The sequence below is a fragment of the Enterobacter hormaechei subsp. hoffmannii genome, from assembly GCF_001729745.1.
Lineage (GTDB): Bacteria > Pseudomonadota > Gammaproteobacteria > Enterobacterales > Enterobacteriaceae > Enterobacter > Enterobacter intestinihominis.
Genome location: NZ_CP017186.1, coordinates 897,026 through 920,959, shown reverse-complemented (window position 1 = coordinate 920,959; position 23,934 = coordinate 897,026). Strand labels below are relative to the sequence as shown.

General features: G+C 48.4%; 22 protein-coding genes, 1 tRNA gene and 1 pseudogene. 7 read left to right on the top strand and 17 right to left on the bottom strand.

The genetic code is table 11. From position 1 onward, the window contains the following. On the top strand, positions 1–990 hold the full coding sequence (locus tag BFV65_RS04280) for an aldo/keto reductase (protein ID WP_069596270.1): 990 nt from the start codon (positions 1–3) through the stop codon (positions 988–990). A gap of 34 nt (positions 991–1,024) precedes the next feature. Here the strand turns inward: BFV65_RS04280 and BFV65_RS04275 are convergent, their stop codons facing one another. Next, positions 1,025–1,918, bottom strand: coding sequence for a LysR family transcriptional regulator (locus BFV65_RS04275; RefSeq protein WP_069596269.1), 894 nt, complete (start codon positions 1,916–1,918; stop codon positions 1,025–1,027). Positions 1,919–2,066: 148 nt separating this feature from the next. Here BFV65_RS04275 and BFV65_RS04270 point away from each other — a divergent pair, with 148 nt between their 5' ends. From BFV65_RS04270 to BFV65_RS04260, 4 genes and pseudogenes are all read left to right on the top strand, one after another. After that, positions 2,067–2,843 (top strand): SDR family oxidoreductase, encoded by a 777-nt coding sequence (locus BFV65_RS04270; RefSeq protein ID WP_069596268.1) that lies wholly within the window; start codon positions 2,067–2,069, stop codon positions 2,841–2,843. Between the two features lie 138 nt (positions 2,844–2,981). After that, a complete protein-coding gene (locus BFV65_RS04265) occupies positions 2,982–3,233 on the top strand; it encodes a YdgH/BhsA/McbA-like domain containing protein (RefSeq protein WP_069596267.1) in 252 nt (83 codons plus the stop codon). A gap of 97 nt (positions 3,234–3,330) precedes the next feature. Next, positions 3,331–3,417, top strand: a pseudogene (locus BFV65_RS23485) (DNA-binding transcriptional regulator RamA); the annotation flags it as partial. 533 nt (positions 3,418–3,950) lie between these two features. Then, positions 3,951–4,829, top strand: a complete 879-nt coding sequence (locus tag BFV65_RS04260; RefSeq protein ID WP_069596266.1) for a hypothetical protein — start codon at positions 3,951–3,953, stop codon at positions 4,827–4,829. Here BFV65_RS04260 and BFV65_RS04255 read toward each other — a convergent pair. From BFV65_RS04255 to proB, 6 genes are all read right to left on the bottom strand, one after another. Next, positions 4,816–7,350, bottom strand: coding sequence for a DEAD/DEAH box helicase (locus BFV65_RS04255; RefSeq protein ID WP_069596265.1), 2,535 nt, complete (start codon positions 7,348–7,350; stop codon positions 4,816–4,818). The genes BFV65_RS04260 and BFV65_RS04255 overlap by 14 nt on opposite strands. Continuing rightward, positions 7,347–8,246, bottom strand: coding sequence for a HamA C-terminal domain-containing protein (locus BFV65_RS04250; RefSeq protein WP_069596264.1), 900 nt, complete (start codon positions 8,244–8,246; stop codon positions 7,347–7,349). The genes BFV65_RS04255 and BFV65_RS04250 overlap by 4 nt, the downstream gene beginning before the upstream one ends. 406 nt (positions 8,247–8,652) lie before the next feature. After that, positions 8,653–9,828, bottom strand: a complete 1,176-nt coding sequence (locus BFV65_RS04245) for a tyrosine-type recombinase/integrase (protein WP_069596263.1) — start codon at positions 9,826–9,828, stop codon at positions 8,653–8,655. 164 nt (positions 9,829–9,992) lie between these two features. Next, a tRNA-Thr gene (locus tag BFV65_RS04240) sits at positions 9,993–10,068 on the bottom strand. A 111-nt stretch (positions 10,069–10,179) separates the two neighbouring features. Further along, entirely contained in the window at positions 10,180–11,433 is a 1,254-nt protein-coding gene (proA, locus tag BFV65_RS04235; protein WP_069596262.1) for a glutamate-5-semialdehyde dehydrogenase, read from the bottom strand. An 11-nt stretch (positions 11,434–11,444) separates the two neighbouring features. Further along, positions 11,445–12,548: a glutamate 5-kinase gene (gene proB / locus BFV65_RS04230; RefSeq protein ID WP_015571369.1), complete on the bottom strand. Its 1,104-nt coding sequence runs from the start codon at positions 12,546–12,548 to the stop codon at positions 11,445–11,447. 305 nt (positions 12,549–12,853) lie between these two features. Here proB and phoE point away from each other — a divergent pair, with 305 nt between their 5' ends. Then, positions 12,854–13,906 (top strand): phosphoporin PhoE, encoded by a 1,053-nt coding sequence (gene phoE, locus BFV65_RS04225; protein WP_022647150.1) that lies wholly within the window; start codon positions 12,854–12,856, stop codon positions 13,904–13,906. Between the two features lie 131 nt (positions 13,907–14,037). On the opposite strand, the gene crl is transcribed toward phoE, so the two are convergent. The 3 genes from crl to gpt form a co-directional block, all read right to left on the bottom strand. Further along, positions 14,038–14,439 (bottom strand): sigma factor-binding protein Crl, encoded by a 402-nt coding sequence (gene crl / locus BFV65_RS04220; RefSeq protein ID WP_022647149.1) that lies wholly within the window; start codon positions 14,437–14,439, stop codon positions 14,038–14,040. A gap of 56 nt (positions 14,440–14,495) precedes the next feature. Further along, complete coding sequence (gene frsA, locus BFV65_RS04215) at positions 14,496–15,740, bottom strand: esterase FrsA (RefSeq protein ID WP_023305490.1); 1,245 nt, start codon at positions 15,738–15,740, stop codon at positions 14,496–14,498. A 104-nt stretch (positions 15,741–15,844) separates the two neighbouring features. Then, positions 15,845–16,303, bottom strand: a complete 459-nt coding sequence (gpt, locus tag BFV65_RS04210; protein ID WP_003863205.1) for a xanthine phosphoribosyltransferase — start codon at positions 16,301–16,303, stop codon at positions 15,845–15,847. 258 nt (positions 16,304–16,561) lie between these two features. Between gpt and pepD the strand changes: the two genes are divergently transcribed. Beyond that, complete coding sequence (pepD, locus tag BFV65_RS04205) at positions 16,562–18,019, top strand: cytosol nonspecific dipeptidase (protein WP_032676430.1); 1,458 nt, start codon at positions 16,562–16,564, stop codon at positions 18,017–18,019. A gap of 55 nt (positions 18,020–18,074) precedes the next feature. On the opposite strand, the gene dinB is transcribed toward pepD, so the two are convergent. The 7 genes from dinB to BFV65_RS04170 all read right to left on the bottom strand — a co-directional run bounded on the left by dinB (position 18,075) and on the right by BFV65_RS04170 (position 23,934). Beyond that, positions 18,075–19,133, bottom strand: coding sequence for a DNA polymerase IV (dinB, locus tag BFV65_RS04200; protein ID WP_022647146.1), 1,059 nt, complete (start codon positions 19,131–19,133; stop codon positions 18,075–18,077). Positions 19,134–19,240: 107 nt separating this feature from the next. Then, positions 19,241–19,441 (bottom strand): (Na+)-NQR maturation NqrM, encoded by a 201-nt coding sequence (gene nqrM / locus BFV65_RS04195; RefSeq protein ID WP_003863212.1) that lies wholly within the window; start codon positions 19,439–19,441, stop codon positions 19,241–19,243. Between the two features lie 2 nt (positions 19,442–19,443). Next, the gene (gene nqrF, locus BFV65_RS04190) at positions 19,444–20,667 is read right to left on the bottom strand and encodes an NADH:ubiquinone reductase (Na(+)-transporting) subunit F (protein ID WP_015571374.1); all 1,224 of its coding nucleotides are present in this window, start codon (positions 20,665–20,667) and stop codon (positions 19,444–19,446) included. Positions 20,668–20,677: 10 nt separating this feature from the next. Continuing rightward, entirely contained in the window at positions 20,678–21,274 is a 597-nt protein-coding gene (gene nqrE / locus BFV65_RS04185) for an NADH:ubiquinone reductase (Na(+)-transporting) subunit E (protein ID WP_003863217.1), read from the bottom strand. A gap of 6 nt (positions 21,275–21,280) precedes the next feature. Further along, entirely contained in the window at positions 21,281–21,919 is a 639-nt protein-coding gene (locus tag BFV65_RS04180) for an NADH:ubiquinone reductase (Na(+)-transporting) subunit D (protein ID WP_003863219.1), read from the bottom strand. Further along, a complete protein-coding gene (locus BFV65_RS04175) occupies positions 21,912–22,706 on the bottom strand; it encodes a Na(+)-translocating NADH-quinone reductase subunit C (protein ID WP_069596261.1) in 795 nt (264 codons plus the stop codon). Before BFV65_RS04175 ends, BFV65_RS04180 begins: the two co-directional genes overlap by 8 nt. After that, positions 22,699–23,934, bottom strand: coding sequence for an NADH:ubiquinone reductase (Na(+)-transporting) subunit B (locus tag BFV65_RS04170; RefSeq protein WP_022647143.1), 1,236 nt, complete (start codon positions 23,932–23,934; stop codon positions 22,699–22,701). The genes BFV65_RS04175 and BFV65_RS04170 overlap by 8 nt, the downstream gene beginning before the upstream one ends.

Below are 23,934 nucleotides of genomic sequence, written 5' to 3'. Positions count from 1 at the left end.
ATGCTAAAACGTTATCTGGGTAAATCCCGACTCGAAGTCTCCGCGCTTGGGCTCGGTTGCATGGGCTTAAGCCACGGCTATGGTCCGGCGACCGATACTCGTCAGGCTATCGAGCTCATTCGCGCAGCGGTTGAACGTGGCGTCACCTTCTTCGATACCGCTGAAGTGTATGGCCCCTTCCTCAATGAAGAAGTTGTCGGCGAAGCCTTAAAACCGTTTCGTGACCGTGTGGTCATTGCCACTAAGTTTGGTTTTACTTTTGGCGACGACAACAAGCAGCAGATTTTAAACAGCCGTCCGGAGCATATCCGTGAAGCTGTGGAAGGATCATTACGCCGTCTTAAGACTGATGTCATTGACCTGCTGTATCAACACCGTGTCGATCCGGATGTCCCGATTGAAGATGTTGCGGGTACGGTAAAAGACCTGATAGCTGAAGGCAAAGTTAAACATTTCGGTCTGTCCGAAGCGGGTGCGCAAACCATTCGTCGTGCGCATGCCGTACAACCTGTCACGGCCCTACAAAGCGAATACTCAATGTGGTGGCGCGAGCCTGAGCAGGAGATCCTGCCGTTACTGGAGGAACTGGGTATTGGTTTTGTGCCCTTCAGCCCATTAGGCAAAGGATTCCTGACGGGATCGATTAAGCCAGGAACCACTTTTGGCAAGGATGATTACCGCAGCACCGTGCCGCGTTTCGCCGGGCAGGCGATTGAAGCCAATGAAAAGCTGGTCTCATTGCTGGGTGAACTGGCGGCAGAGAAAGGTGTGACGTCTGCACAAATCGCGCTGGCGTGGCTGCTGGCACAAAAGCCGTGGATTGTGCCTATCCCTGGAACTACGAAACTGCACCGGCTGGAAGAAAACCTGGGGGCCGCCGACATCATCCTTTCTCAGGATGACTCGCGGAAGATAACCCAGGCGCTTGAGACGATTAAAATCGTCGGCGAACGTTACTCTCCTGAGCACCAGGCCCGCGTAGGCCGTTAATACCCGGGCGGGTCCGCTGAGATTGGCGGACCCTTTATTCCTGGTAGCGAAGCGCATCGATCATCAGCGCAAATGCGGGCGGATGCTGCTTGCGGCTCGGGTAGTAGAGGTAATATCCGGGAAAAGATGGGCACCACTCCTGCAGAATCTGAATAAGCTCTCCTGACTTTATATAGTCCTGCACCCTGTCTTCAGGTATACAGGCGATGCCAAAACCGGATAACGCCGCATCAATCCTTTCCGCCTGCAGATTAAACGTTAGCTGCCCTTCCACTCTGACCCGTAACGGTTTCCCTTCCTTCTCAAACTCCCAGTGGTAAAGTCCACCGGCTGTCGGCAGGCGCATATTGATACACCGATGATTTTGTAGCTCGTGCGGCGTTTCAGGTGCAGGATTTGCAGCGAAATAAGATGGCGCTCCTACCACAGCCATTCTCATGTCCGGCCCAATTCTTACCGCAATCATGTCCTTATCCACGCTTTCGCCCAGGCGGATCCCGGCATCAAAACGCCCCTCAACAATATCGACAAAGCCGTTATCAACCACCAGTTCGAGACTAATTTCCGGGTATTCCCTGAGGAAGGGTTTTAGCTTCGGCCATACCAGACTTCGCGCGGCATGCTCCCCGGCAGATAAACGGATATTGCCGGAGGCAGTGCCGTTCAGCTGAACCAGCGATTCCAGTTCCTGTTCAAGATCGGCAATACGCGGTTCAAGGCAGGCAATAATTCTCTCACCGGCCTCTGTAGGGGCAACGCTTCGGGTCGTGCGGGTCAGAAGGCGGATATTCAGCCTTTCCTCCAGGGCCTTCATCGCGTGGCTGAGTGCAGATTGAGAAACGCCCAGTTTGCCCGCTGCTTTGGTAAAACTTCGCTCCCTTGCCACCACAAGAAAGATTTGCAGTTCGTTGAAATTTTCTTTGAGCATCGGCGATTTCCTTATGGAGGCATTCCCTTCATCGCACACTCATGAAGGGTGTTCATAGACACAATCATTTTAGCCCCATTACTGACATTAATGATAATTGATATTCTGACCGTATCGAAAATAAGTCTGAATTATCAGTAGGTTTATCATGAGAATACTCGTTGCAGGGGCGACAGGAAGTATTGGCCTTCATGTCGTCAATACCGCTATCAAAATGGGCCATCAGCCTGTAGCGCTGATCCGAAATAAGCGCAAAGTGAAATCGCTTCCTCGGGGAACAGATGTTTTTTACGGCGATGTTTCAATGCCGGAAACACTCACCGCATTGCCGAAAAATATTGATGCCATCATCTTCACTCTCGGTTCCGATGGTCAGGGTCGTATTGGTGCCAGAGCGATCGATTACGGCGGGGTGCGTAATATTTTACGAATACTCAGGGATACACCTGTTCGTATCGGCCTGATGACCACAATTGGCGTGACTGAACGACTCAGCACCTGGAATCAACGCACTGAGGTTCATGACTGGAAAAGACGTGCCGAGCGTCTGGTCAGGGCAAGCGGTCACCCCTATACCATCGTCAGGCCCGGCTGGTTTGATTACAACAATGATGATGAACACCGAATCGTTATGCTTCAGGGGGATCGTCGCCATACGGGAACACCGGAAGATGGTGTGATATCCCGGGAGCAAATCGCCCAGGTTCTGGTCAGTGCCCTGACCCACGACGAGGCAAAAAATAAAACGTTCGAGCTGGTGGCTGAACGAGGTGAAGCACAGCAGGATCTTAACCCACTGTTTGCAGACCTGCAGGCTGATGATCCACAAAAAAATGATGGGGTTTTAGACATAGACAATATGCCTCTCAGGGAAGAACCGGAGTGCATTGTTAACGAGCTGAATTTGTATTCAAAATTTAACTAATCTACAACCCTGACAATTTTGTCATATAGCGGTCAGTCTCATGAAAGCTTAGGTCTGTATATTTGAATATATAGACAGTGGGCGTTCCCCCCTGATACGAGTTCAGTTTCAAACATAGAGTTTAAAGAGGTATTAGATATGAAAGCACTACTTATTGCTACATTGGTCATGGGATTTATTTCAGTGAATGCCGCATCTGCCGCTCAGGAAATTAACCATGCAGATGGGAAAGAAAATATCGGTGTAGTCTCAGCCAGCAATGCCTATACGCTTGATGAGTTATCGAATACGCTTTCTCGTAAGGCTGATGAGCAAGGGGCAACGTCGTTCAAAATTCTGTCAACCACGGGGAATAATCGACTGCACGGGGTTGCTGAAATATATAAGTAAATCATTAGCATCCCGACAGGATGTGTCGCAGCCCTCTTATAGTGAGCGTCGTTCTATGTTCAGAACAGAAGACATCATCGATGAGATAACTTAATGGATTGATTCAAACTTACATAAACCGCTGAAGATAGAGGATGTTGCTGCGCGGGCAGGATACTCGAGGTGGCATCTTCAGCGAAGCTTTGTATAGAAAAAAGGAGTTAATGTTAGTTATTACAACTCCCTTTAATTTTGATCCGTATTTAGACAGCATGAATCATCAACATAAATGTATTGTAGTTTCAAGAAATGAACTCTCGATATCACTGGAATTAGTTCTTTTTAACATACTTTAAAAGCACTCCTACTAACACATCTATTAATCTAAATATAACCCTTACGGAATTCTTTCAAATTAAAGAAATAAAAACACAGTTGAAAGATTACATTCCATAATAAAATTCAGCCTAATAAAAAATAATTACCACACTCACCTTGAAAAAAAAACACTAATTTTATGCAAGCTGTTCTAACTAAATAAATTTTTTTATAAAAAAGACCACTCATCTTAATATAAATTAAAAACTTTAAAAACACTCACCATTAAATTATTCCATTGCTAATTTAAGTATTTCCCATTGAAAACATATTATTTATCATTAGACAAGATATAATGTTTCATGATAAGATACTGGTTATTTATACATGTATCTGCCGATGTGTTGTGAGGATTTAAAAATGAGTGCAAATAAAATAAAAAAAAATGTCACGGTCATTTTTTTTAAAATAGATACTAAAGATGAGTATTTTGATGATTTTGCTCTTAACTATGCTACAGTATCGGAATTAGATGAGAACGTTAGAGTAATTTCTCATCGGGACAGAAAACATTTAATTAAAGTTGATCATTATTGTCTTCATAATGGGTTAAAAACTTTTAATACCACTATCGTTAAAGAGCGCAATACATGGCAAATCAAAGCAACTAGAGATGGTGTAATAAGTGGAATTAGCCTGAACCAAGGTATCATAGGCGACCCCTACTTTATTACTGTAATACCCTCAATGAAGATCGTCTTTGGTTTTACCTCTGGGCCCAGTGGGACTATAAAAAGTATCTGCCGATTTATATTGGAGCAATTTAACACCGATCGCAGGAATAAGATAAAACTTGATCTTATTCCTAGGAGAAAAGAGTTTACAACACTAAATAACATTCCTGAATTTGACAGTCTTCATTTTAAAATGAATTCTTCTTATCTAGTTGATTTAGCTGATGATGCACCAACATTTTTCAAAGAACTGGCTTCTACACCACTTATTGGGCCTGGAATGCAATTATCATTTGATTTGGCATTCAATAATGATAATTATAATCAACTTACAAAAGAACATGTTGTTGAAATAGTTAACTTCTTATCCGATCACGATGGTTGTTCAGGTTTGAAAGTTAAGGGTAAAGATAATCAAGGAAACTCAATTAATATGGATTTTTCTAATTCGTTTCTCACCTTTAAAACTGAAATCAATACACGCAACAAATTTATTGATAAAGACGTATCGTTTGGTGTATTGAGATCAGCTCTTCAGGAGTTGTTAAAATTCAAGAACGATTAACTAAATGTTCCATTTCTTTTTTTATAACAACGTGTATTCGAGAAATGCTTTCTGAGTCTAATAATCTAATTAAATCAGCAAGATTTTTAATTGGCACTACAGAAGGCACTTTCTCATCAATTTCTTTAGATGCTTCTCGTGACAATCCAAGGTTTAATAAATCCATCATCCTCTCGTCACTAGCACCAATTTCCAAAAAGTAATGTAATTTTACACTTTGAACATTACTTCTTTTCATTCTGGCTGCCAATACAAAAAGTGTATAATAACATTTTATTGCATTTGATAGCCTAAATCTAACATCGCTATTAATTACATTTATAACATTACGAACTGACTTATTAACTTTAACCTCATTTATACCTTCATCTTCATCACTGGCGTCTTGCGAAGGAGAAGCATTATCCCAATAAATCTGTTCCGATATCATTTCTTTTAAGCTATTTCCTTGAATCCATTTTTTAGATATAAGACAGATATATTTAGCTGTATAGTTTCCAGATGGGATAAATACGCCATACTCAATAAGCTTACTTGAAATTTTTAATAATCTCTCATACAAATCTTCCGATTTAGGGTGTGGTAATGACCATTCATGTAAATCAAGCTCGCTCATTAGAAACTCATAGACTTTATTCTGCTGAATATATCCTATCGTAGGGTTAGACTCTAAAATCAGGGATGATACTTTCAAATTTAAAAATGCCTGCTCAACATCATTCTTCAATCTGCGAATCATATGGCTATCAAGTTTTACCTCTGGAGCAGAAAGTGTATTATCAAGGCTACCATTATCAAAAGCTTTAATTAACTTATTAGCTACTGAGTAAAATTTATATTGCTCATCCTCCCTAGGATACTGACCTGATAGAGCCATTATCACATCATCAGTTTTATCATTGATTAATTTAAAATAGGTTGGTATTTTTTCTTCTTTGAGTTCATCACTTTCAGTAAAATAATCATCAAAGGCCCATTTATCCTGCTCAATAAGGAAAACATTACCAGAAAAATGCTGAAGCATTCGACCTGCCCTTCCAGTGATGTTATTTATTTTTACATCCTCAAGTCTTTCTGGGCTTTGGAATTTCTGTTTAAAGAATGGATTTTGAATAAATAAATTTTTTGCAGGAAGGTTTACTCCTTCTGCTAAAGTACTAGTGCAGCATATATATTTTACATGCCCTTCTTTAGCTAAATTTTCAACCATAATTCTAACTGATGTCGGCAATGGGCTGTAATGAAATGCAACACCTTTCAGAAGATTAGAAGCCAAAGTAAACTCTTCATGAATAAAGTGTTTAATATATTCAGAAGCTTCGATCAGTGCTTCGTTATCATCAACAGCCTCTATTCTGTTTGAAATATCTTGAGCTATTGATTCACAATAGTTAGTTTGGTTTCTATAAATAATATTGCTATGATTTTTCCCTAATCTATAAACTATATCAGCAAGTTTTTTTTCTTTAAAGTTTTTAGGGATTACCACCTTGTCTGCGGAATACAATCTATCAATTTCAAGATTTCTTCCTTTCGGCCTCACATTCATTATTAATTTTGAAACCGGAGAATGGCTGGTTATCTCCTTTTTAAAGGCAATATCATTAAATACACTTGTGAAACTATTCTGATATTGTGGTGATGGCATTCCAATAATGATCTGAGGAGTACCATTATCCAAGACTTTTTCAAGTGTTAGATGAAGTAGAACCCCTCTACTTTCATCAGAAATATTATGAGCTTCGTCTATAAAAAGATAGTTAAAGCTGATATCGCCTCTTAGCAGAACCTCATGTAACCGTTCTTGCGTCATAACAAAGAATGTTTTGTCTGAAAAATTACCATCTCTTGGTATAGTACAAATTTCAATTTCCTTTTCTCTTTCCCTTTCCTTAGCAAGATTATAAATTTTAGATGATACTTCTGTAATTAATGCTCGGGTAGGAACCACAATTACAGCAAATGCGCCATCAAGGCTATCGAGTACACTATCAACTAAATAATTTAGTATAATATGTGTTTTCCCCGCAGAGGTCGGTGCAACGGTAATAACATCATCACCTCTCTGTAGATCATCCCAAAGCCTTTTTTGAAAATCAGTCAATATAATATTTAGAGTCTCTACATTATTTAATGAACGACGAAAATTAAATGTAGCTTCTGAGAGGAAATTATGTTTGAAATGTATTTCCGGAAAGCGTTTTTCAAGTAATTCTATATTTGGAAAGTCTCCGGTGCTGGTAAAAACATGTGCAGCAATAGGAATTATTTCAGGATAATCTGTCCCACAAGAATCGATTAACATTGATAGAAGGTTAGCACCTTCTTTCAAATATTTTTCATCTTCAGATTTATAAAAAATCTGAGAGGCTGTAGTTATATTTTTTGCGAGTTCCTTACAAATGGTTTCTTTTTCACCAATAAGCATCTTAATATAGCCTGAAAACAACTCTGATGTACCAATTTTGAATTTTTCATTATTTATTATCCGATTAGACAATTTGGTGTAGAATTCGCTCATTTTTGTATCCCAAGATGGGTTATAAAATCCTTGACTAAAGCCTCAGTATCCGTAAAAGGCAGAATCATTAATGTTGACGATTCAATATTCACACTTCTTTTCTCGAGCTTTTTATAATAATCGTCAATATGATTGAATGCCATATTTATATAACATTGAAGAAAATCTTCACCTTTGAGACAGCTCTCAATTAAATTTTTATCTGCAAAACCAATAAAACAAGGCGAATGAATATGATCATCAATATTTTTATTCTCAAATGGATTTAGTATTCCAAGAAGTTCTTCTTCTGCATCTTCATCTAATTGAGGGAGGTCTATGTAACTATCGATTAAATTGAACTCATCAAGATATCTACTTTTGGCTTTTTCTATTGAACTTGCAGCTTTGGTTGCAGCATTACTAAAGGTCGTATAAAGCTTTGACTCACCTAAATATACACGTATTTTATTATTGACGTACTGGATATGTACGCCATCAGCGCCAAAGACTGGCATTTGCGGACTGGTTTTTAGGGAGATTTTGCTAAGTAACTTAGGAGCTTCTAGGTAAACATCAACTAAAGTAAATAGGATTAATTCACCAAGTTCACCATGTGCCGTTTGTTGACTTAGTTTACTTAACGCTTTTTTGAAAAGAATGTCCGCAGCTTGAGCACCATTTCGCTTAAGTTTTTTCTCAATATCTTGACAAGTGAGAGCAAAGTGATGGAGCAACTCATTTGCTATCAAGTCGAAAAATGCTGTATGGTTTATTACTCCATTGATTGAAGGCAGGTAAACTAACAATGTTTCAACGCGTCTTCCATCTGAAAGAAAAATAGAAACATTAACTTTTTTTAGCATATCCTTTATAACGTGCGTATTTTTCAATTGAGGAGCAAGCTTCATTGTCATGTAATTATTTCTTTATTAAATTGAAAAAAAATAAGAAAACTAATGAGACAAAATAATGCTTAATTAGGCTAATAATAACGCTTAATGAATCTCTTGGAAAGTCGAGGAAAACCCATCATATCATTATGGTTTTTTAATCTTTCTCAATAACACTTTTCAGCTCAATCGTTTGAATTTATATAAAAATAAAGATATTTATTCTGCGCTAATAATTTTAAAGATCGATTCCCCTCTTATTGTGCGAAAATAAAGTAAAACACCTGTATGATAAAACCAATTTAATCAAAAAAATAAGACTAACAAACGTAAAATTCACGGTGGTAGCTTCTAATGAACAACGAAATGATTTCATTTATTATAAATTAAACAAAGTTGATTCCCCATAAAAGTAATAATCATGCCTTACTTAGTAACTAGAATTTTCAATAAACCCTCCATACCATTGCATCATCTCCCTCCGCCCATCCAGATACAACGCATGGTTATACGTTCCACGAATCGCGTCCTTATCGACATGCGCAAGCTGGGTTTCAATCCACGCCGTATTGAACCCTTCTTCATGCAAAATCGTACTCATCGTGTGACGGAAACCATGCCCCGTTACCTTCCCCGTGTATCCAATCCGCTTAAACACCTGATTAATACTCGCTTCGCTCATTGTTTTGCGGGGATCATTCCTCCCAGGAAACACCAGAGGATATTGCCCAGACATCACTTTGAGCTGCTGTACGATCTCTAGTGCTTGGGTAGAGAGGGGGACAAGGTGAGGCCGTTTCATCTTCATTCGGTCGGCAGGAATTTCCCACAACGCTTTCTCAAGGTCAAACTCACTCCAGAAAGCACCTCGAAGCTCGCCGGTGCGAACTCCCGTAAGGATCAGCAAACGTGCGGCAAGTACAACCAGCGGGCTGCCTGTATAACCAGAGAGAGCTTTAAAGAAATCAGGTAACTCCTCAACGGTAAGGAAGGGATAATGCTTCGATTCATGCCCTGACATCGCGCTGGTAAGATCCGCTGCAGGGTTATATTCCGCACGACCAGCCACGATGGCGTAACGAAAGACTTCACTGCAACGCTGGCGAACCTTCTTGGCCTTCTCTGTCGCGCCACGGCTTTCCATTCGACGCAGCACATTAAGCAGAACCAGCGGTTTGATTTCATTCACTGGCTGCTGGCCGATATAGGGGAAAATATCTTTATTGAAAGCTTCGATAATGTCAGAGGCATAACCTTCTGACCATCGGCTTACCTTAGTTCCGTGCCATTCAAGCGCCACAGACTGAAACGTGTTGTTGAGCTGCACATCCCGAACCAGCTTTTCTTCTTTCTTGGCAAATGATGGATCGATACCCTCAGCCAGCTTTTTCTTGGCTTCATCACGCAGTGCCCTCGCTTGTGCAAGGAACACTGTCGGATAGACCCCAAAAGCCATACGCTTCTCTTTTCCATTGAAGCGATATTTCATCCGCCAGTATCGAGAACCAGAAGGAACAACCTCAAGATACAAACCAGCACCATCTGCAAGCTTATAGGCTTTCTCTCTGGGTTTCGCAGCGTCTACCTGTCGTGCATTTAGCTTCATTGGGGGCATCTCCCTGGACCGAACACAGAATGCCCCCACTTATGCCCCCAACTGTAACTTGATTCCGGTTGAGTCCAGTTGATAACAGGAGATAAGATACGGGCCAGAAAACCGCAGTATACGGGCTTTGAGTTGATTTCGATAAACTTGGGAAGAGTTTGAAATGGTGCCGATAATAGGAGTCGAACCTACGACCTTCGCATTACGAATGCGCTGCTCTACCAACTGAGCTATATCGGCCCTGAGAGACCGGTTACGAGCGTAACCACGGGGCAAAAGAGTAGATCTAACCGGGTGATGCGTCAATGCCCTTTTGAATCAAACGGCTATTTTTGCATCACCCGCGATTATTTACGCACGAATGGTATCATCACCGAAGCCGATCCACTTGTAGGTGGTCAGTGCTTCCAGCCCCATCGGACCGCGGGCATGCAGCTTCTGAGTGCTCACAGCCACCTCTGCACCCAGACCAAACTGGCCGCCATCGGTGAAGCGCGTCGAGGCATTCACGTAAACCGCAGACGAATCCACTTCATTCACAAAACGATCGGCATTGCGCAGGGTGCGCGTCAGGATCGCATCAGAATGCTGGGTTCCGTGTTCACGAATGTGCGCAATAGCGTCATCGAGATCCGCAACTACCTTCACGTTCAGATCCAGCGACAAATACTCATCGTCGTACTGCTCCGCGTTAACCGGAACGACCTTCGCCGGACCGTCTTTCAGCAGGGCGAGAGCCTTCTCCTCCGCATGCAGCGTAACGCCACTTTCCGCCATCTGCTTGCTCAGCGCTGGCAGGAAGGTACTGGCGATGCCCTGATGCACCAGCAGCGTTTCGACCGTATTACAGGTGCTTGGACGCTGAGTTTTAGCGTTGACGATAATCTTCAGTGCAGGTTCGATCTCCGCGGTGTCATCCACCACGATATGGCATACGCCGATACCGCCGGTAATGACCGGAATGGTGGAATGCTCACGGCACAGCTTGTGCAGGCCCGCGCCGCCGCGTGGGATGAGCATGTCGATGTGTTTGTCCATGCGCAGCATCTCGTTGACCAGCGCGCGGTCGGGGCTTTCAATCGCCTGCACGGCAGCCGCCGGTAAGCCGCACTCTTCCAGCGCCTGCTGAATGACGTTCACCGTGGCGGCGTTGGTGCGCCAGGTCTCTTTCCCGCCACGCAGGATAGCGGCGTTACCGGTTTTCAGGCACAGGGAGGCGACATCCACCGTCACGTTTGGACGCGCTTCGTAAATCACACCGATGACGCCGAGTGGCACACGACGACGCTCAAGGCGTAACCCGCTGTCGAGCACCCCACCGTCAATCACCTGCCCTACCGGGTCGGCGAGGTTGCACACCTGACGGACGTCATCGGCGATACCTTTCAGACGCGCCGGGGTCAATGCCAGACGGTCGAGCATCGCTTCGCTCAAGCCGTTGCGACGCGCTTCCAGCAGATCCTGCTCGTTGGCGAGCAAAATTTCCTGCGACTGGGATTCCAGATAATCAGCGATTTTTTCCAGCACGCGGTTTTTCTCGCGGCTGGAAAGGAGCGCCAGTTTATACGAGGCGGCTTTCGCGGCTGCGCCCATTTGTTCCAGCATGTTCTGGCTCCTTAACGAATAATCATGTCGTCGCGATGCACGGCAACCGGGCCATATTCATAGCCCAGGATGGCGTCGATCTGCTGGGAATGGTGGCCAGCAATCCGACGCAGCGCGTCGCTGTTATAACGGCTTACGCCATGAGCGATGTCGCGACCTTCAAGGTTACGGATTCGGATCACTTCACCACGCGAGAAGTTGCCTGTCACGCTTTTAATTCCTTTTGGAAGCAACGAGCTTCCTCTTTCCAGAATAGCGGCGGTCGCGCCTTCATCCACGGTCAATTCACCAGCCGGGGGCGCGCCAAAGATCCAGCGTTTGCGGTTTTCCAGCGGGGACGCCTGGGCGTGGAAGCGTGTGCCCACAGAGATGCCTTCCATCACATCACCTATCACGCCCGGACGGCTGCCCGCGGCAATGATGGTGTCGATACCGGCCCGGCACGCCACGTCCGCAGCCTGGAGCTTGGTGCCCATACCGCCTGTCCCAAGACCAGAAACGCTGTCTCCCGCAATGGCACGCAGCGCATCGTCAATGCCGTGAACGTCTTTGATCAGTTCTGCCTGTGGATTGGAACGCGGGTCAGCGGTAAACAGCCCCTGCTGATCGGTCAGAAGCAGCAGCTTATCGGCCCCTGCCAGGATCGCCGCCAGCGCAGAGAGGTTATCGTTGTCGCCTACTTTGATTTCAGCGGTGGCAACAGCGTCGTTTTCGTTGATGACCGGAACGATATGGTTATCCAGCAGCGCGCGCAGCGTATCGCGGGCGTTCAGGAAACGTTCTCTGTCTTCCATATCCGCACGCGTCAGCAGCATCTGCCCGACGTGAATGCCATAAATGGAGAACAGTTGTTCCCAGAGCTGTATGAGTCGGCTTTGTCCTACGGCGGCCAGCAGCTGTTTGGAGGCGATCGTCGCGGGGAGTTCGGGGTAGCCCAGGTGTTCACGCCCGGCGGCAATCGCCCCGGAGGTCACAATCACAATACGATGCCCTGCGGCATGCAACTGAGCGCACTGACGTACAAGCTCAACGATATGGGCACGATTAAGGCGGCGCGATCCGCCTGTTAACACACTGGTACCGAGTTTTACCACCAGCGTCTGGCTGTCACTCATGATTCTCTGCCGTTCAACAATAAGGGAAAATGATGTCAGTCAGACGTTTTAACAGGTGTCAGCCCCGTTGCCAACTGCCTTAGCACATCACCCGTCACTTTGTTGCGCGGGATCAGGAAGCGTAGCGGCAGATTTTGACAATTTTATTACCGAAAAATTAAAACATACTTTTTTAGACATATTCTTACTTTGTCATAAAACGTTCACCCACTAACGATAAAACCCTTCCTGTTTTTCACGGGGTAATAAGTTGAATCTTATTGCTCAGCGAATATTAGCGCGTTTTTATAAAATCAGGATTGAAAATGAAAAAGAGCACTCTGGCATTAGTGGTAATGGGCGTAGTTGCATCCACATCTGTTCACGCAGCAGAAGTTTATAATAAAAACGGTAATAAACTGGACGTGTACGGCAAAGTAAAAGCAATGCACTACCTCAGTGATGATGACGCGAAGGATGGTGACCAGACTTACGTTCGTTTTGGCTTTAAGGGTGAAACGCAGATTAACGATCAGCTGACGGGCTACGGACGTTGGGAAGCAGAGTTCGCGGGTAACAAAGCAGAAAGCGACTCTTCTCAAAAAACGCGCCTGGCATTTGCGGGTATTAAACTGAAAGATTTTGGTTCTTTTGATTACGGTCGTAACCTGGGTGCGCTGTATGACGTCGCCGCATACACCGATATGTTCCCGGAGTTCGGCGGTGACGGCCTGGCGCAGACCGATAACTTCATGACGAAACGCGCTTCCGGTCTGGCCACATACCGTAATACCGATTTCTTTGGCATGGTTGACGGTCTTAATATGACCCTGCAATATCAGGGTAAAAATGAAAACCGCGACGTGAAGAAGCAAAACGGTGACGGCTTCGGTACCTCCCTGAGCTATGACTTCGGCGGCAGCGATTTCTCTGTGATTGGTGCGTATGCCAGCTCCGATCGCACCAATGAGCAAAACCTTCAGGCACGCGGCGAAGGTAAAAAAGCAGAAGGCTGGGCGACCGGTCTGAAATATGATGCCAACGATATATATCTGGCCACTCTCTATTCTGAAACCCGCAATATGGCCCCTATTTCCGGTGGCTTTGCAAATAAAGCGCAAAACTTCGAAGTGGTTGCGCAATATCAGTTTGACTTTGGTCTGCGCCCATCTCTGGGTTACGTGCAGTCTAAAGGCAAAGATATCGAAGGCATCGGCGATGAAGATATCGTGAAATACATCGATGTAGGTGCGACCTATTATTTCAACAAAAACATGTCTGCGTTTGTTGATTATAAAATCAACCAGATCGATGACGATAATAAACTGGGCGTAAGCAGCGATGATATCGTTGCGCTGGGCATGACCTACCAGTTCTGATGTTGTGGTAATAAAAAAACCGGCGCTGAGCCGGTTTTTTTGTGCCCGGTGACGCTGTGCTTACCGGACCTGGGGAGTAATACGTTTTTAGGCCGGGTAAGGCGTAGCCGCCACCCGGCGCTGTGACATCATCAGGCTCTCAGTTTCACCGCTTCGCTGGAAAAATCGTCCGCAGGCTCCAGCTTCAGATCCAGCGTTGCCAGCAGGTCGCGAGCTCTGCCGTGAAATTCTTTTAGCGTATGCTCCAGGCGATCGATCACTTCCTGATCTTTGATGCTCGTCGCCTGCCAGTGCCCGTCTTTATTAAACAGGCCAAACTGATAGCTATAGGTAAAACGGTTTTCCTGTGCTTCCATTTCCATCCACCAGCCCCAGAACTCACGTTTTTCGGGTGCAGGCTTCACGTTGACGCAAACAGCCAGGCAGTCGAAAAAAAAGCGATTCTCTTCACACTGCTCTTCTCGAATATACGGGCCAAGAGCCATGAACTTCTTAATCAGTCTACTTTTCGGGTGTCCACTCGGTAACGTCATTGCGATCTCCTTTTGTGAAGCACTGTTTTACCAAACCAACGAAATTTAGCAAACTATTAACACAATCTCTGCGTGATCCAGCGTGTGATCTCTTTAAGCGCTTTGTCAAAATTCTGGTACACCGGGCTGAAGGGTACCTCCAGCAATTTGCCATCCGAAGATGACGAGGTGATTAAGCGTGACTCCTCTTCCGGGCTAAATGGATCGTTCTTCCAGAAACCGGACATCATCGGGGTTGGGCAACGGCGGCCCAGCAAGCCCTGCGTTTTTAATGAATACCGATTAAGTTCAATGCGCAACGCTTCATCTGAAGCATCATGCATGCCAAGTCGGCTCGCCAGCACGTCCAGATACATTTCAGGAACGCTACCCTGACGCGCAGGCTCGCTTAGCAGTGCATGCACTACCGGACCAAGACAGGCGACGGCCTTCAGGCGGGAAGATTCAAGGTAGGCCAGCCGTACCGCGACGTTAGCGCCAAAGCGGAAGCCAAACGCACCTACCCGGGTATGGTCAACCCAGGGGATATTCTCCAGCGCTTTTAATGCATGCTGGTGCAGCAGGCTGGAATCTTGCGTAAGTTTCCATTTGGATGAAAAACCAATTGATGGCATATCGAGCGTCAGCATGGCGATCCCGTTTGGGGCAAAGTAGCGCTCATACAGGCTGTAATAATCAATTTGTAACGAATCCAGGCCGCCGCACATCAGAACCGTCGGGAACGGGCCTTCCCCCTCCGGCATATGCAGGAATCCAGTCACCGGGCTACCGCCGGGAATGGCGAACTCAATTTCACGCATCCGGCCAGGCAGCCGCTGGGCGGCCTCTTCATAAGCCCGGTTTGCCAGCGCCTGGGCCTGCTCCGCCAGTTCGTCTCCTTTCAGATGCGGGTATGCAGCGATGCTGTAAAGGTTTGCCGCATGCAGCCAGTGTTTGCCGCTGAGAGTGGCATCTTCTTCCTGGCTCGCTTTTTGCTGCCAGAGCATGGCCTGCTTTGACCATTCGTAGATCCAGTTCCCGCCACGGTAGCCCACCACCGTGTCGTAGAGATCGCTGTCGGTGCGCTCAGACTCGCTCATCACGATACGCGCCTGCACGTCGAGGATTTCGCGCGGGTCGATACCACGCCAGATCCACATCAGGCGATTAATCATGCGGTACCAGTGGGGCACGTTTTTACCATCTAACGCTGACTGTACAGCAGGCATGGTCCCCGGATTAAACCGACGCACCAGCGTCGAGGTTTCAGGGTGCTTGAAACGGGGTTTGAAAAGAGTTTCGGTGAGATTCGCCTGCGCCATTGCGTTGCCTCCATGGATACATCACTTGGAGACCATTGTAACGCGTGGCAGGCCAAAAAGAACAACGCCCGGCATAACCGGGCGTGTAAAGTTACGTACTGAAATTAACGGCCAGAGATAGGCGGTACGAAGACCACGCCCATATCCCATGGCTGTTCAATCCAGGTATCCTGCGGGATATCAATGACGTAATCATCAACCAGGGGACGACCCGCTGGTTTCGCGAAGATAGTGACGAAGTGCGCTTTTGGATACATTTCGCGGATAGCCACAGCGGTACCGCCGGTGTCCACCAGATCGTCGATAACGATAAAGCCTTCACCGTCGCCTTCCGCGCGCTTCAGCACTTTCAGCTCACGCTGGTTATCGTGGTCATAGCTGGAGATACATACGGTATCGACATGACGAATACCCAGCTCACGTGCCAGCAGCGCCCCCGGTACCAGACCGCCACGGCTGACGGCAATAATGCCTTTCCACTGTTCGGAAGGCATCAGACGCGCAGCCAGTTTGCGTGCGTGAATCTGCAACATGTCCCAGGTGACGACGTATTTTTCGCTCATGTGAAGTGTCCCAGCCTGTTTATATACGGCTTAAAAAAATGAGGGTGAACCAGGTTGCGCGAGATTATAGAGATCTGACGCACTAAAAACCAGTGTTACGCGCCATGAGCCTGAGTTTTTACATGCTTAATGCTACCAGCCACGGGAGAAAGTGGTATTCTCAGATGCATCTCGCAAGCCCGTCTTGTGGTAACGATTAACCTGCTAACCCAGTGACCTGCAACATTGTTTTGCAGCGCAACGACAAGGAGACCTATCGTGTCTGAACTGTCTCAATTATCTCCACAGCCGCTGTGGGATATTTTTGCCAAAATCTGCTCCATTCCGCACCCTTCCTATCATGAAGAACAGCTTGCCGAACATATTATGGGCTGGGCAAAGGAAAAAGGTCTGCACGCTGAGCGTGACCAGGTTGGCAATATTCTCATCCGCAAACCTGCCACCGCAGGTATGGAAAACCGTAAGCCAGTGGTATTGCAGGCGCACCTGGACATGGTTCCGCAGAAAAACAACGACACCGTTCACGACTTCACAAAAGACCCGATTCAGCCGTACATCGACGGTGAGTGGGTGAAGGCGCGCGGCACGACCCTGGGCGCAGATAACGGTATTGGTATGGCTTCCGCGCTGGCCGTGCTGGCTGACGACAGCGTTGAACACGGTCCGCTGGAAGTGCTGCTGACCATGACTGAAGAAGCGGGCATGGATGGCGCGTTCGGTCTCCAGGCAAACTGGCTGCAAGCGGACATTCTGATCAACACCGATTCCGAAGAAGAAGGTGAGATCTACATGGGCTGCGCGGGCGGGATCGATTTCATCTCTACCCTGCCGCTGTCCCGCGAAGCGATTCCTGCCGGTTTCGAGACCTTTAAGCTGACGCTGAAAGGGCTGAAAGGCGGTCACTCCGGCGGTGATATTCACCTGGGCCTGGGCAACGCCAACAAACTGCTGGCGCGTTTCCTGGCGGGCCATGCCGCTGAACTGGATCTGCGTCTGGTGGACTTCAACGGTGGCACTCTGCGTAACGCGATCCCTCGTGAAGCCTTTGCGACCGTGGCGGTGCCTGCGGCGAAAGCGGAAGAACTGAAAAACCTCTCCAGCCTGTATCTGGATATCCTGAAAAACGAGCTGTCTGAGAAAGAGAAAAACCTGACGGTGGTACTGGAGTCCGTTACAACGGATAAAGCCGCGCTGACCGCACAGTCTCGTGACACGTTCGTCCAGTTGCTGAACGCAACGCCAAACGGCGTGATCCGCAATTCTGACGTCGCAAAAGGCGTGGTTGAAACCTCCCTGAACGTGGGCGTAGTGACCATGGGCGACGACAGCGCAGAGATCATTTGCCTGATCCGTTCCCTGATCGACAGCGGTAAAGAGTACGTTGTGAGCATGCTGGAATCTCTGGGTACCCTGGCGGGCGCGAAAACGTCTGCAAAAGGCAGCTACCCTGGCTGGCAGCCGGATGCAAGTTCTCCGGTCATGGCACTGGTGCGTGAAACTTATCAGAGACTGTTCAACAGCACCCCGAACATTCAGGTTATTCACGCGGGTCTGGAATGTGGTCTGTTCAAGAAACCGTATCCGGATATGGACATGGTCTCCATCGGGCCGACCATCACGGGTCCACACTCCCCGGATGAGCAGGTTCACATTGAAAGCGTCGGTCACTACTGGACGCTGCTGACTGAGCTGCTGAAAGCAATCCCTGTTAAGTAATAAGCCGTTTGATGCCCGGTGGCGCTTCGCTTACCGGGCATAAGATTAGCCTAATCTACAGTCCCAGCACCAGCTGACGCTCCAGCTGCGGATCCAGCAATGTGACGTGCAGCCCCACCAGCCTTACCCCTCGTCCGCCCCGCCGCTCTTCCCATGCCTTTTTTGCCGTCGCAATAAGATCCTCTTTGTTGAGGCGTGGCCAGACGTGCTCCTGCGTCGTCTGTTGAAAATCGTTAAATTTCAGTTTGATGCCCTGCCGGGCAATAAGCAGATCTGGTTTGACCTTCAGTAAGCGTCGTTCAAGCTCAGGATAGAGTTGTTCCGTAATAATGGTTTCACACTCTGCCCAGTCATGGATATCTTCGCTCAGCGTGCGTTCAACGCCGACCGATTTACGCAGCCGTTCGTTGTTCACATCCCGGTCATCAATGCCCTGACTGCGTTCCCACAGTACGCGGCCAAACTTACCAAAACGCTTAAGCAGCAGCGCCAGATCGCTGCGCTGAACGTCTTCACAGGTGCGTAGCCCCATATTTTCCAGCTTCGCGGCGGAGACTTTACCCACACCGGGGATTTTGCTGAGCGGCAGCGTCTTTAAAAACGCCGGAACCTCTTCCGGGGTGATGACGTACTGGCCGTTGGGCTTATTTAAATCGGAGGCGATTTTGGCGAGAAATTTTATCGGCGCGACGCCTGCCGATGCCGTCAGGTTCAGCTCGTTAAAAATAGTCTGGCGGATCTCCTGCGCCATCAGGGTGGCGGAGCCGTGGCAGTGCACGCTGTGGGTGACATCCAGATAGGCTTCATCCAGCGATAACGGTTCAATCAGAGAGGTGTAGCGGGAGAAGATCTCCCGAATGTGGTTCGATGCTTCTTTATAGGCATCAAAACGTCCGGGCAAAAGAGTGAGATGCGGGCACAGTTTTAGCGCCATCGCTGTCGGCATGGCGCTGCGCACACCGTATTTGCGAGCAGGATAGTTGGCGGTGCTGATGACACCGCGCTGAACCCGGCTGCCGCCAATGGCGATGGGAATATCCCGCAGCGCCGGGTTGTCACGCATCTCCACTGCGGCAAAAAAGCAGTCCATATCGACATGGATTATTTTGCGCATAGTAAGCCCTCACTCATTACTGGATAAGTATACAGTAAACAAATGAGGGTTGAGAAGTGTGCGTGGGAATTGTCGGGTGGCGGCGTTGCCTTACCCGACATACAAGACTAAATAATGCGTTGCTGCTCGCGAGCCATCCGTTTTTTTCGCGCATCGCACGGTTCCGGACAATCGCACACTTTTTCCATTCCGATGGAAGATATACCTCCACAGCTGCCCTGAATGCTTTTACGCTTGATGATCCAGCCTAAGGACATCCCGAATATCACCAGTACAAACACCGCAAAGGTCGCCAGAAAGGTCAGCATAATCAGCCTCCGAAATCATCGAGCATGATGTTCTCATCTTCCACGCCAAGATCTTTTAGCATCTTAATCACGGCAGCGTTCATCATTGGCGGGCCACACATATAAAACTCGCAATCTTCCGGTGCCGGGTGCTGTTTGAGGTAATTTTCATACAGCACGTTGTGGATGAAGCCCGTATAACCTGTCCAGTTATCTTCCGGCTGCGGATCGGATAACGCCACATGGAAGGTAAAGTTAGGGTTATCACGTGCCAGTTGTTCAAACTCATCGTCATAGAACATTTCGCGCAGTGAACGCGCCCCGTACCAGAAGCTGATCTTGCGCTTGCTGCCAAGTCGTTTGAGCTGGTCAAAGATATGCGAACGCATCGGCGCCATACCCGCACCGCCGCCGATAAAGACCATTTCCGCATCAGTGTCTTTGGCAAAGAATTCGCCGAACGGGCCGGAAATCGTCACTTTGTCGCCAGGCTTGAGGGACCAGATATATGACGACATGACGCCAGGGGGTGCATCAGGCACATTCGGCGGCGGCGTGGCGATTCGCACGTTGAGCATAATAATGCCCTTCTCTTCCGGGTAGTTAGCCATGGAATAAGCGCGAAGCGCGGGCTCTTTTACTTCGGAAACAAAGCGGAAGAGGTTAAATTTATCCCAGTCGGCCCGGTACTCCTCGGGCACGTCGAAGTCAGCATACGCCACGGTGTGTGCCGGACAATCAATCTGAATATACCCACCCGCACGGAACGGGACGCTCTCCCCTTCAGGAACGCGCAGCTTGAGCTCTTTAATGAACGTGGCTTTGTTATCGTTAGAGATAACTTCGCACTCCCATTTTTTCACGCCGAAGATCTCCTCCGGCAGCTCAATCTTCATGTTCTGGCGCACAGCGACCTGACACGCCAGACGGCAGCCCTCTTTCGCTTCACGCTTCGTGATATGCGACAGTTCTGTTGGCAGAATATCACCGCCTCCCTCTTTCACCGTCACACGGCACTGTCCACAGGAGCCACCGCCGCCACAGGCAGACGAGACAAAAATCCCGTTGCCGGAGAGCGTGTTAAGCAGCTTATCCCCTGCCGGGGTACGGATCTGATTCTGCGGATCGTCATTGATATCAATGATCACATCCCCGGAATTCACCAGCTTCGCACGCGCTGCCAGGATCAGCCCTGACAGCACCAGTACTATCAGCGTGAACATCACCACGCCAAGAATAATTTCCATCTTTTAGCCCTTATAGCTGCACACCGGAGAAGGACATAAAGCCCAACGCCATCAGGCCGGTGGTGATAAAGGTGATCCCTAAGCCACGAAGCCCCGCAGGTACGTTGGCATATTTCATTTTTTCACGGATCCCCGCCATGGTGACAATCGCCAGCATCCAGCCGATACCGGAACCGAAACCATACACAACCGATTCACTGAAGTTGTAATCGCGCTGAACCATAAATGAGACGCCGCCGAAAATGGCGCAGTTCACCGCGATTAGCGGCAGGAAGATCCCCAGTGCGTTGTACAGCGACGGGAAGTATTTATCGAGGATCATCTCCAGGATCTGAACAAGCGCCGCAATCACCCCGATAAAGGTGATGAAGTTCAGGAAGCTAAGATCAACGCCCTCCACCAGCGCGCCATCGCGAAGCACGAAGTTGAACACCAGGTTGTTAATCGGAACGGAAAGCCCCAGCACAACAGTGACCGCCACACCCAGACCGAATGCCGTCGATACCTTCTTAGAAACAGCAAGGAACGTACACATGCCCAGGAAGAAAGCGAGCGCCATGTTTTCAACAAACACCGCGCGCACAAATAAACTCAGGTAATGAGCCATCGTCGGTTACTCCTTTTCCTGCTGTTCAGGCTTCAGCGTACGAATCAGCCAGATCAGCAAACCGATAATGAAAAATGCGCTTGGTGCCAGCAGGAACAGGCCGTTCGGCAGATACCAGCCGCCGTTCTGTACCGTATCCAGCACCGGAATGCCAAACAGTTTGCCGCTGCCAATAAGTTCGCGCAGGAAACCAACCGTCAACAGGATCACGCCATAACCCAGCCCGTTGCCGATACCGTCCATAAAGCTCGCCAGTGGCGGCATTTTCATCGCATAGGCTTCAGCGCGCCCCATCACGATACAGTTGGTGATAATCAGGCCGACAAACACCGAAAGCTGCTTCGAGGTTTCATAAGCGAAGGCGCGCAGAAGCTGATCAACCACGATCACCAGCGAGGCGATGATCGCCATCTGGACAATGATCCTCACGCTGTTGGGTATGTGGTGGCGGATCATTGAGATAAACATGCTGGAAAACGCTGTCACCAGCGTTACCGCCAGCGTCATGACCACCGCCGTTTCCAGCTTGGTGGTTACCGCCAGAGCCGAGCATACACCCAGCACCTGAAGCGTTATCGGGTTATTGGCTAAAAGTGGGCCAATCAGCACCTTTTTAACTTCTTTCAGTTCACCCGTATCAGCCATTGTTCAGCGCTCCTTCACGTACATTCTTCAGGAAGGGACCAAAGCCCAGTTCACCCATCCAGAAATCAAAGCTGTGCTGCACCCCATTAGAGGTGAGCGTGGCGCCGGAAAGGCCATCAACGGCAAATTCATCACCGGGACGCGCTCCTCCTTTCACCACCTTCAGCGCAGGCTGGCCGTTGTCATCGAGCACTTTTTTACCGACAAACTGTGCCCGCCAGTTAGGGTTCTCAACTTCGCCCCCCAGCCCTGGTGTTTCGCCCTGATCGTAATATGTAATGCCTTTGACCGTACGGCCATCGGTATCCAGCGCCACAAAGGCGTACATCATTGACCATAAACCGTTGCCATAGATGGGCAACACGATTTCCTGGATGCGCTTTTGCTCGTCGCGGACGAGGTAAATCTCCGCGACATTGCTGCGGCGCTTAATGCCTGCCGGATCCTGCGAGGCGTCAAGCATGGTGCTCATCTGCGGATCTTTTAGCGCCAGCGCCTGGTTATATTTCGCCGGGTCTTTATCCATTAACTCCCCGGTTTTTAAATCCACCAGCCGTGCGGTAATGCGTTCGGCAAACACCGCTGCGATGTCATCCTTCGTCATGCCTTCCTGCATCAGCCCGGCAACGGCAAGGATGTTACGCTGTTTATCCAGCGCACGTTGCTCCTGCTGTAGCGGTTTCAACCCAACGGCAGAACCGGCCACGACAATGGAACAGACCAGACACAGTACCAGCACCACCAGCAGCGTTTTGCTGATACTGTCGTTATTTTTGATCTCAGCCACGCGCCTTCCTCCGCTTAATGTTGGCGCGCACGACCAGGTAGTCGAACAGCGGCGCAAACAGATTGGCAAACAGAATGGCCAACATCATCCCTTCCGGATAGGCCGGGTTGACCACGCGAATCAGTACACACATCACCCCAATGAGCGCGCCGTAGCACCATTTTCCTCTGTCGGTAAACGAAGCCGAGACCGGATCGGTGGCCATGAACATCATGCCAAACGCAAAGCCTCCCAGCACGAGGTGCCAGTACCACGGCATGGAGAACATCGGGTTAGTGTCTGAACCAATGAAATTGAAAAGCGTGGCGGTGAGGACCATTCCAAGCATGACGCCAGCGACAATGCGCCAGGACGCCACGCGGCCAAAGAGGATGATGGCTCCGCCGATCAAAATCATCAGGGTAGACACTTCACCGATGGAGCCTGGAATATTGCCAATAAACGCATCAAACCAGGTGACAGGCTGTCCGGTTGCATTGTTAACCAGCGTTTCGCCGCCGCCAGCCGCCCACTGTGAAAGTGGCGTCGCGCCGGAGAATCCGTCTGCTGCCGTCCACACCAGGTCGCCCGAGATTTGCGCCGGATAAGCAAAGAACAGGAACGCGCGCCCTGCCAGTGCCGGGTTGAGGAAGTTGCGTCCGGTCCCGCCGAAGATCTCCTTGGCAATCACCACGCCAAAGCTGATCCCCATCGCCGCCTGCCAGAGCGGCAGCGTTGGCGGAACAATCAGCGCAAACAGAATAGAGGTAACAAAGAAGCCTTCGTTTATCTCATGTTTGCGAATAATAGCGAACAGAACCTCCCAGAAACCGCCCACAATAAAGACAGTCATATAGATGGGGAGGAAGAAGACAGCGCCCAGCGTCATCATGCTGATCCAGCCTGCATCTGCCGCAAAGCTCACCCCCAGCGACTGCGCCAGACGATAGTGCCAGTCAGACTGAATCACCTGCGCCAGCTGCTCTGCATCGTACATATGGTGCAGCGCCGGAATAGTCTGCAACCCAACGTTATACATCCCCCAGAACATGGCCGGGAAGACCGCAAACCAGACCAGAATCATCATTCGCTTGAGGTCGATGGCGTCGCGAACGTGCGCCGCGCCTTTCGTCACCAGACCCGGCGTGTAGAAAATGGTCGTTGTCGCTTCATACAGCGGGTAGTACTTTTTGAGCTTCCCTTCGGTAAAGTGCGGCTCAATTTTTTCAAAGAGGTGTTTTAAGCCCAT

Bases quoted from the DNA above. Each gene is read 5' to 3' on its own strand.
- BFV65_RS04170 (WP_022647143.1), bottom strand. From the start codon at position 23,934: ATGGGCTTAAAACACCTCTTTGAAAAAATTGAGCCGCACTTTACCGAA.
- gpt (WP_003863205.1), bottom strand. From the start codon at position 16,303: ATGAGCGAAAAATACGTCGTCACCTGGGACATGTTGCAGATTCACGCA.
- BFV65_RS04270 (WP_069596268.1), top strand. From the start codon at position 2,067: ATGAGAATACTCGTTGCAGGGGCGACAGGAAGTATTGGCCTTCATGTC.
- BFV65_RS04255 (WP_069596265.1), bottom strand. From the start codon at position 7,350: ATGAGCGAATTCTACACCAAATTGTCTAATCGGATAATAAATAATGAA.
- BFV65_RS04260 (WP_069596266.1), top strand. From the start codon at position 3,951: ATGAGTGCAAATAAAATAAAAAAAAATGTCACGGTCATTTTTTTTAAA.
- BFV65_RS04280 (WP_069596270.1), top strand. From the start codon at position 1: ATGCTAAAACGTTATCTGGGTAAATCCCGACTCGAAGTCTCCGCGCTT.
- dinB (WP_022647146.1), bottom strand. From the start codon at position 19,133: ATGCGCAAAATAATCCATGTCGATATGGACTGCTTTTTTGCCGCAGTG.
- BFV65_RS04250 (WP_069596264.1), bottom strand. From the start codon at position 8,246: ATGACAATGAAGCTTGCTCCTCAATTGAAAAATACGCACGTTATAAAG.
- proA (WP_069596262.1), bottom strand. From the start codon at position 11,433: ATGCTGGAACAAATGGGCGCAGCCGCGAAAGCCGCCTCGTATAAACTG.
- BFV65_RS04275 (WP_069596269.1), bottom strand. From the start codon at position 1,918: ATGCTCAAAGAAAATTTCAACGAACTGCAAATCTTTCTTGTGGTGGCA.
- BFV65_RS04265 (WP_069596267.1), top strand. From the start codon at position 2,982: ATGAAAGCACTACTTATTGCTACATTGGTCATGGGATTTATTTCAGTG.
- frsA (WP_023305490.1), bottom strand. From the start codon at position 15,740: ATGGCGCAGGCGAATCTCACCGAAACTCTTTTCAAACCCCGTTTCAAG.
- nqrM (WP_003863212.1), bottom strand. From the start codon at position 19,441: ATGCTGACCTTTCTGGCGACCTTTGCGGTGTTTGTACTGGTGATATTC.
- crl (WP_022647149.1), bottom strand. From the start codon at position 14,439: ATGACGTTACCGAGTGGACACCCGAAAAGTAGACTGATTAAGAAGTTC.
- nqrE (WP_003863217.1), bottom strand. From the start codon at position 21,274: ATGGCTCATTACCTGAGTTTATTTGTGCGCGCGGTGTTTGTTGAAAAC.
- proB (WP_015571369.1), bottom strand. From the start codon at position 12,548: ATGAGTGACAGCCAGACGCTGGTGGTAAAACTCGGTACCAGTGTGTTA.
- BFV65_RS04180 (WP_003863219.1), bottom strand. From the start codon at position 21,919: ATGGCTGATACGGGTGAACTGAAAGAAGTTAAAAAGGTGCTGATTGGC.
- phoE (WP_022647150.1), top strand. From the start codon at position 12,854: ATGAAAAAGAGCACTCTGGCATTAGTGGTAATGGGCGTAGTTGCATCC.
- nqrF (WP_015571374.1), bottom strand. From the start codon at position 20,667: ATGGAAATTATTCTTGGCGTGGTGATGTTCACGCTGATAGTACTGGTG.
- BFV65_RS04245 (WP_069596263.1), bottom strand. From the start codon at position 9,828: ATGAAGCTAAATGCACGACAGGTAGACGCTGCGAAACCCAGAGAGAAA.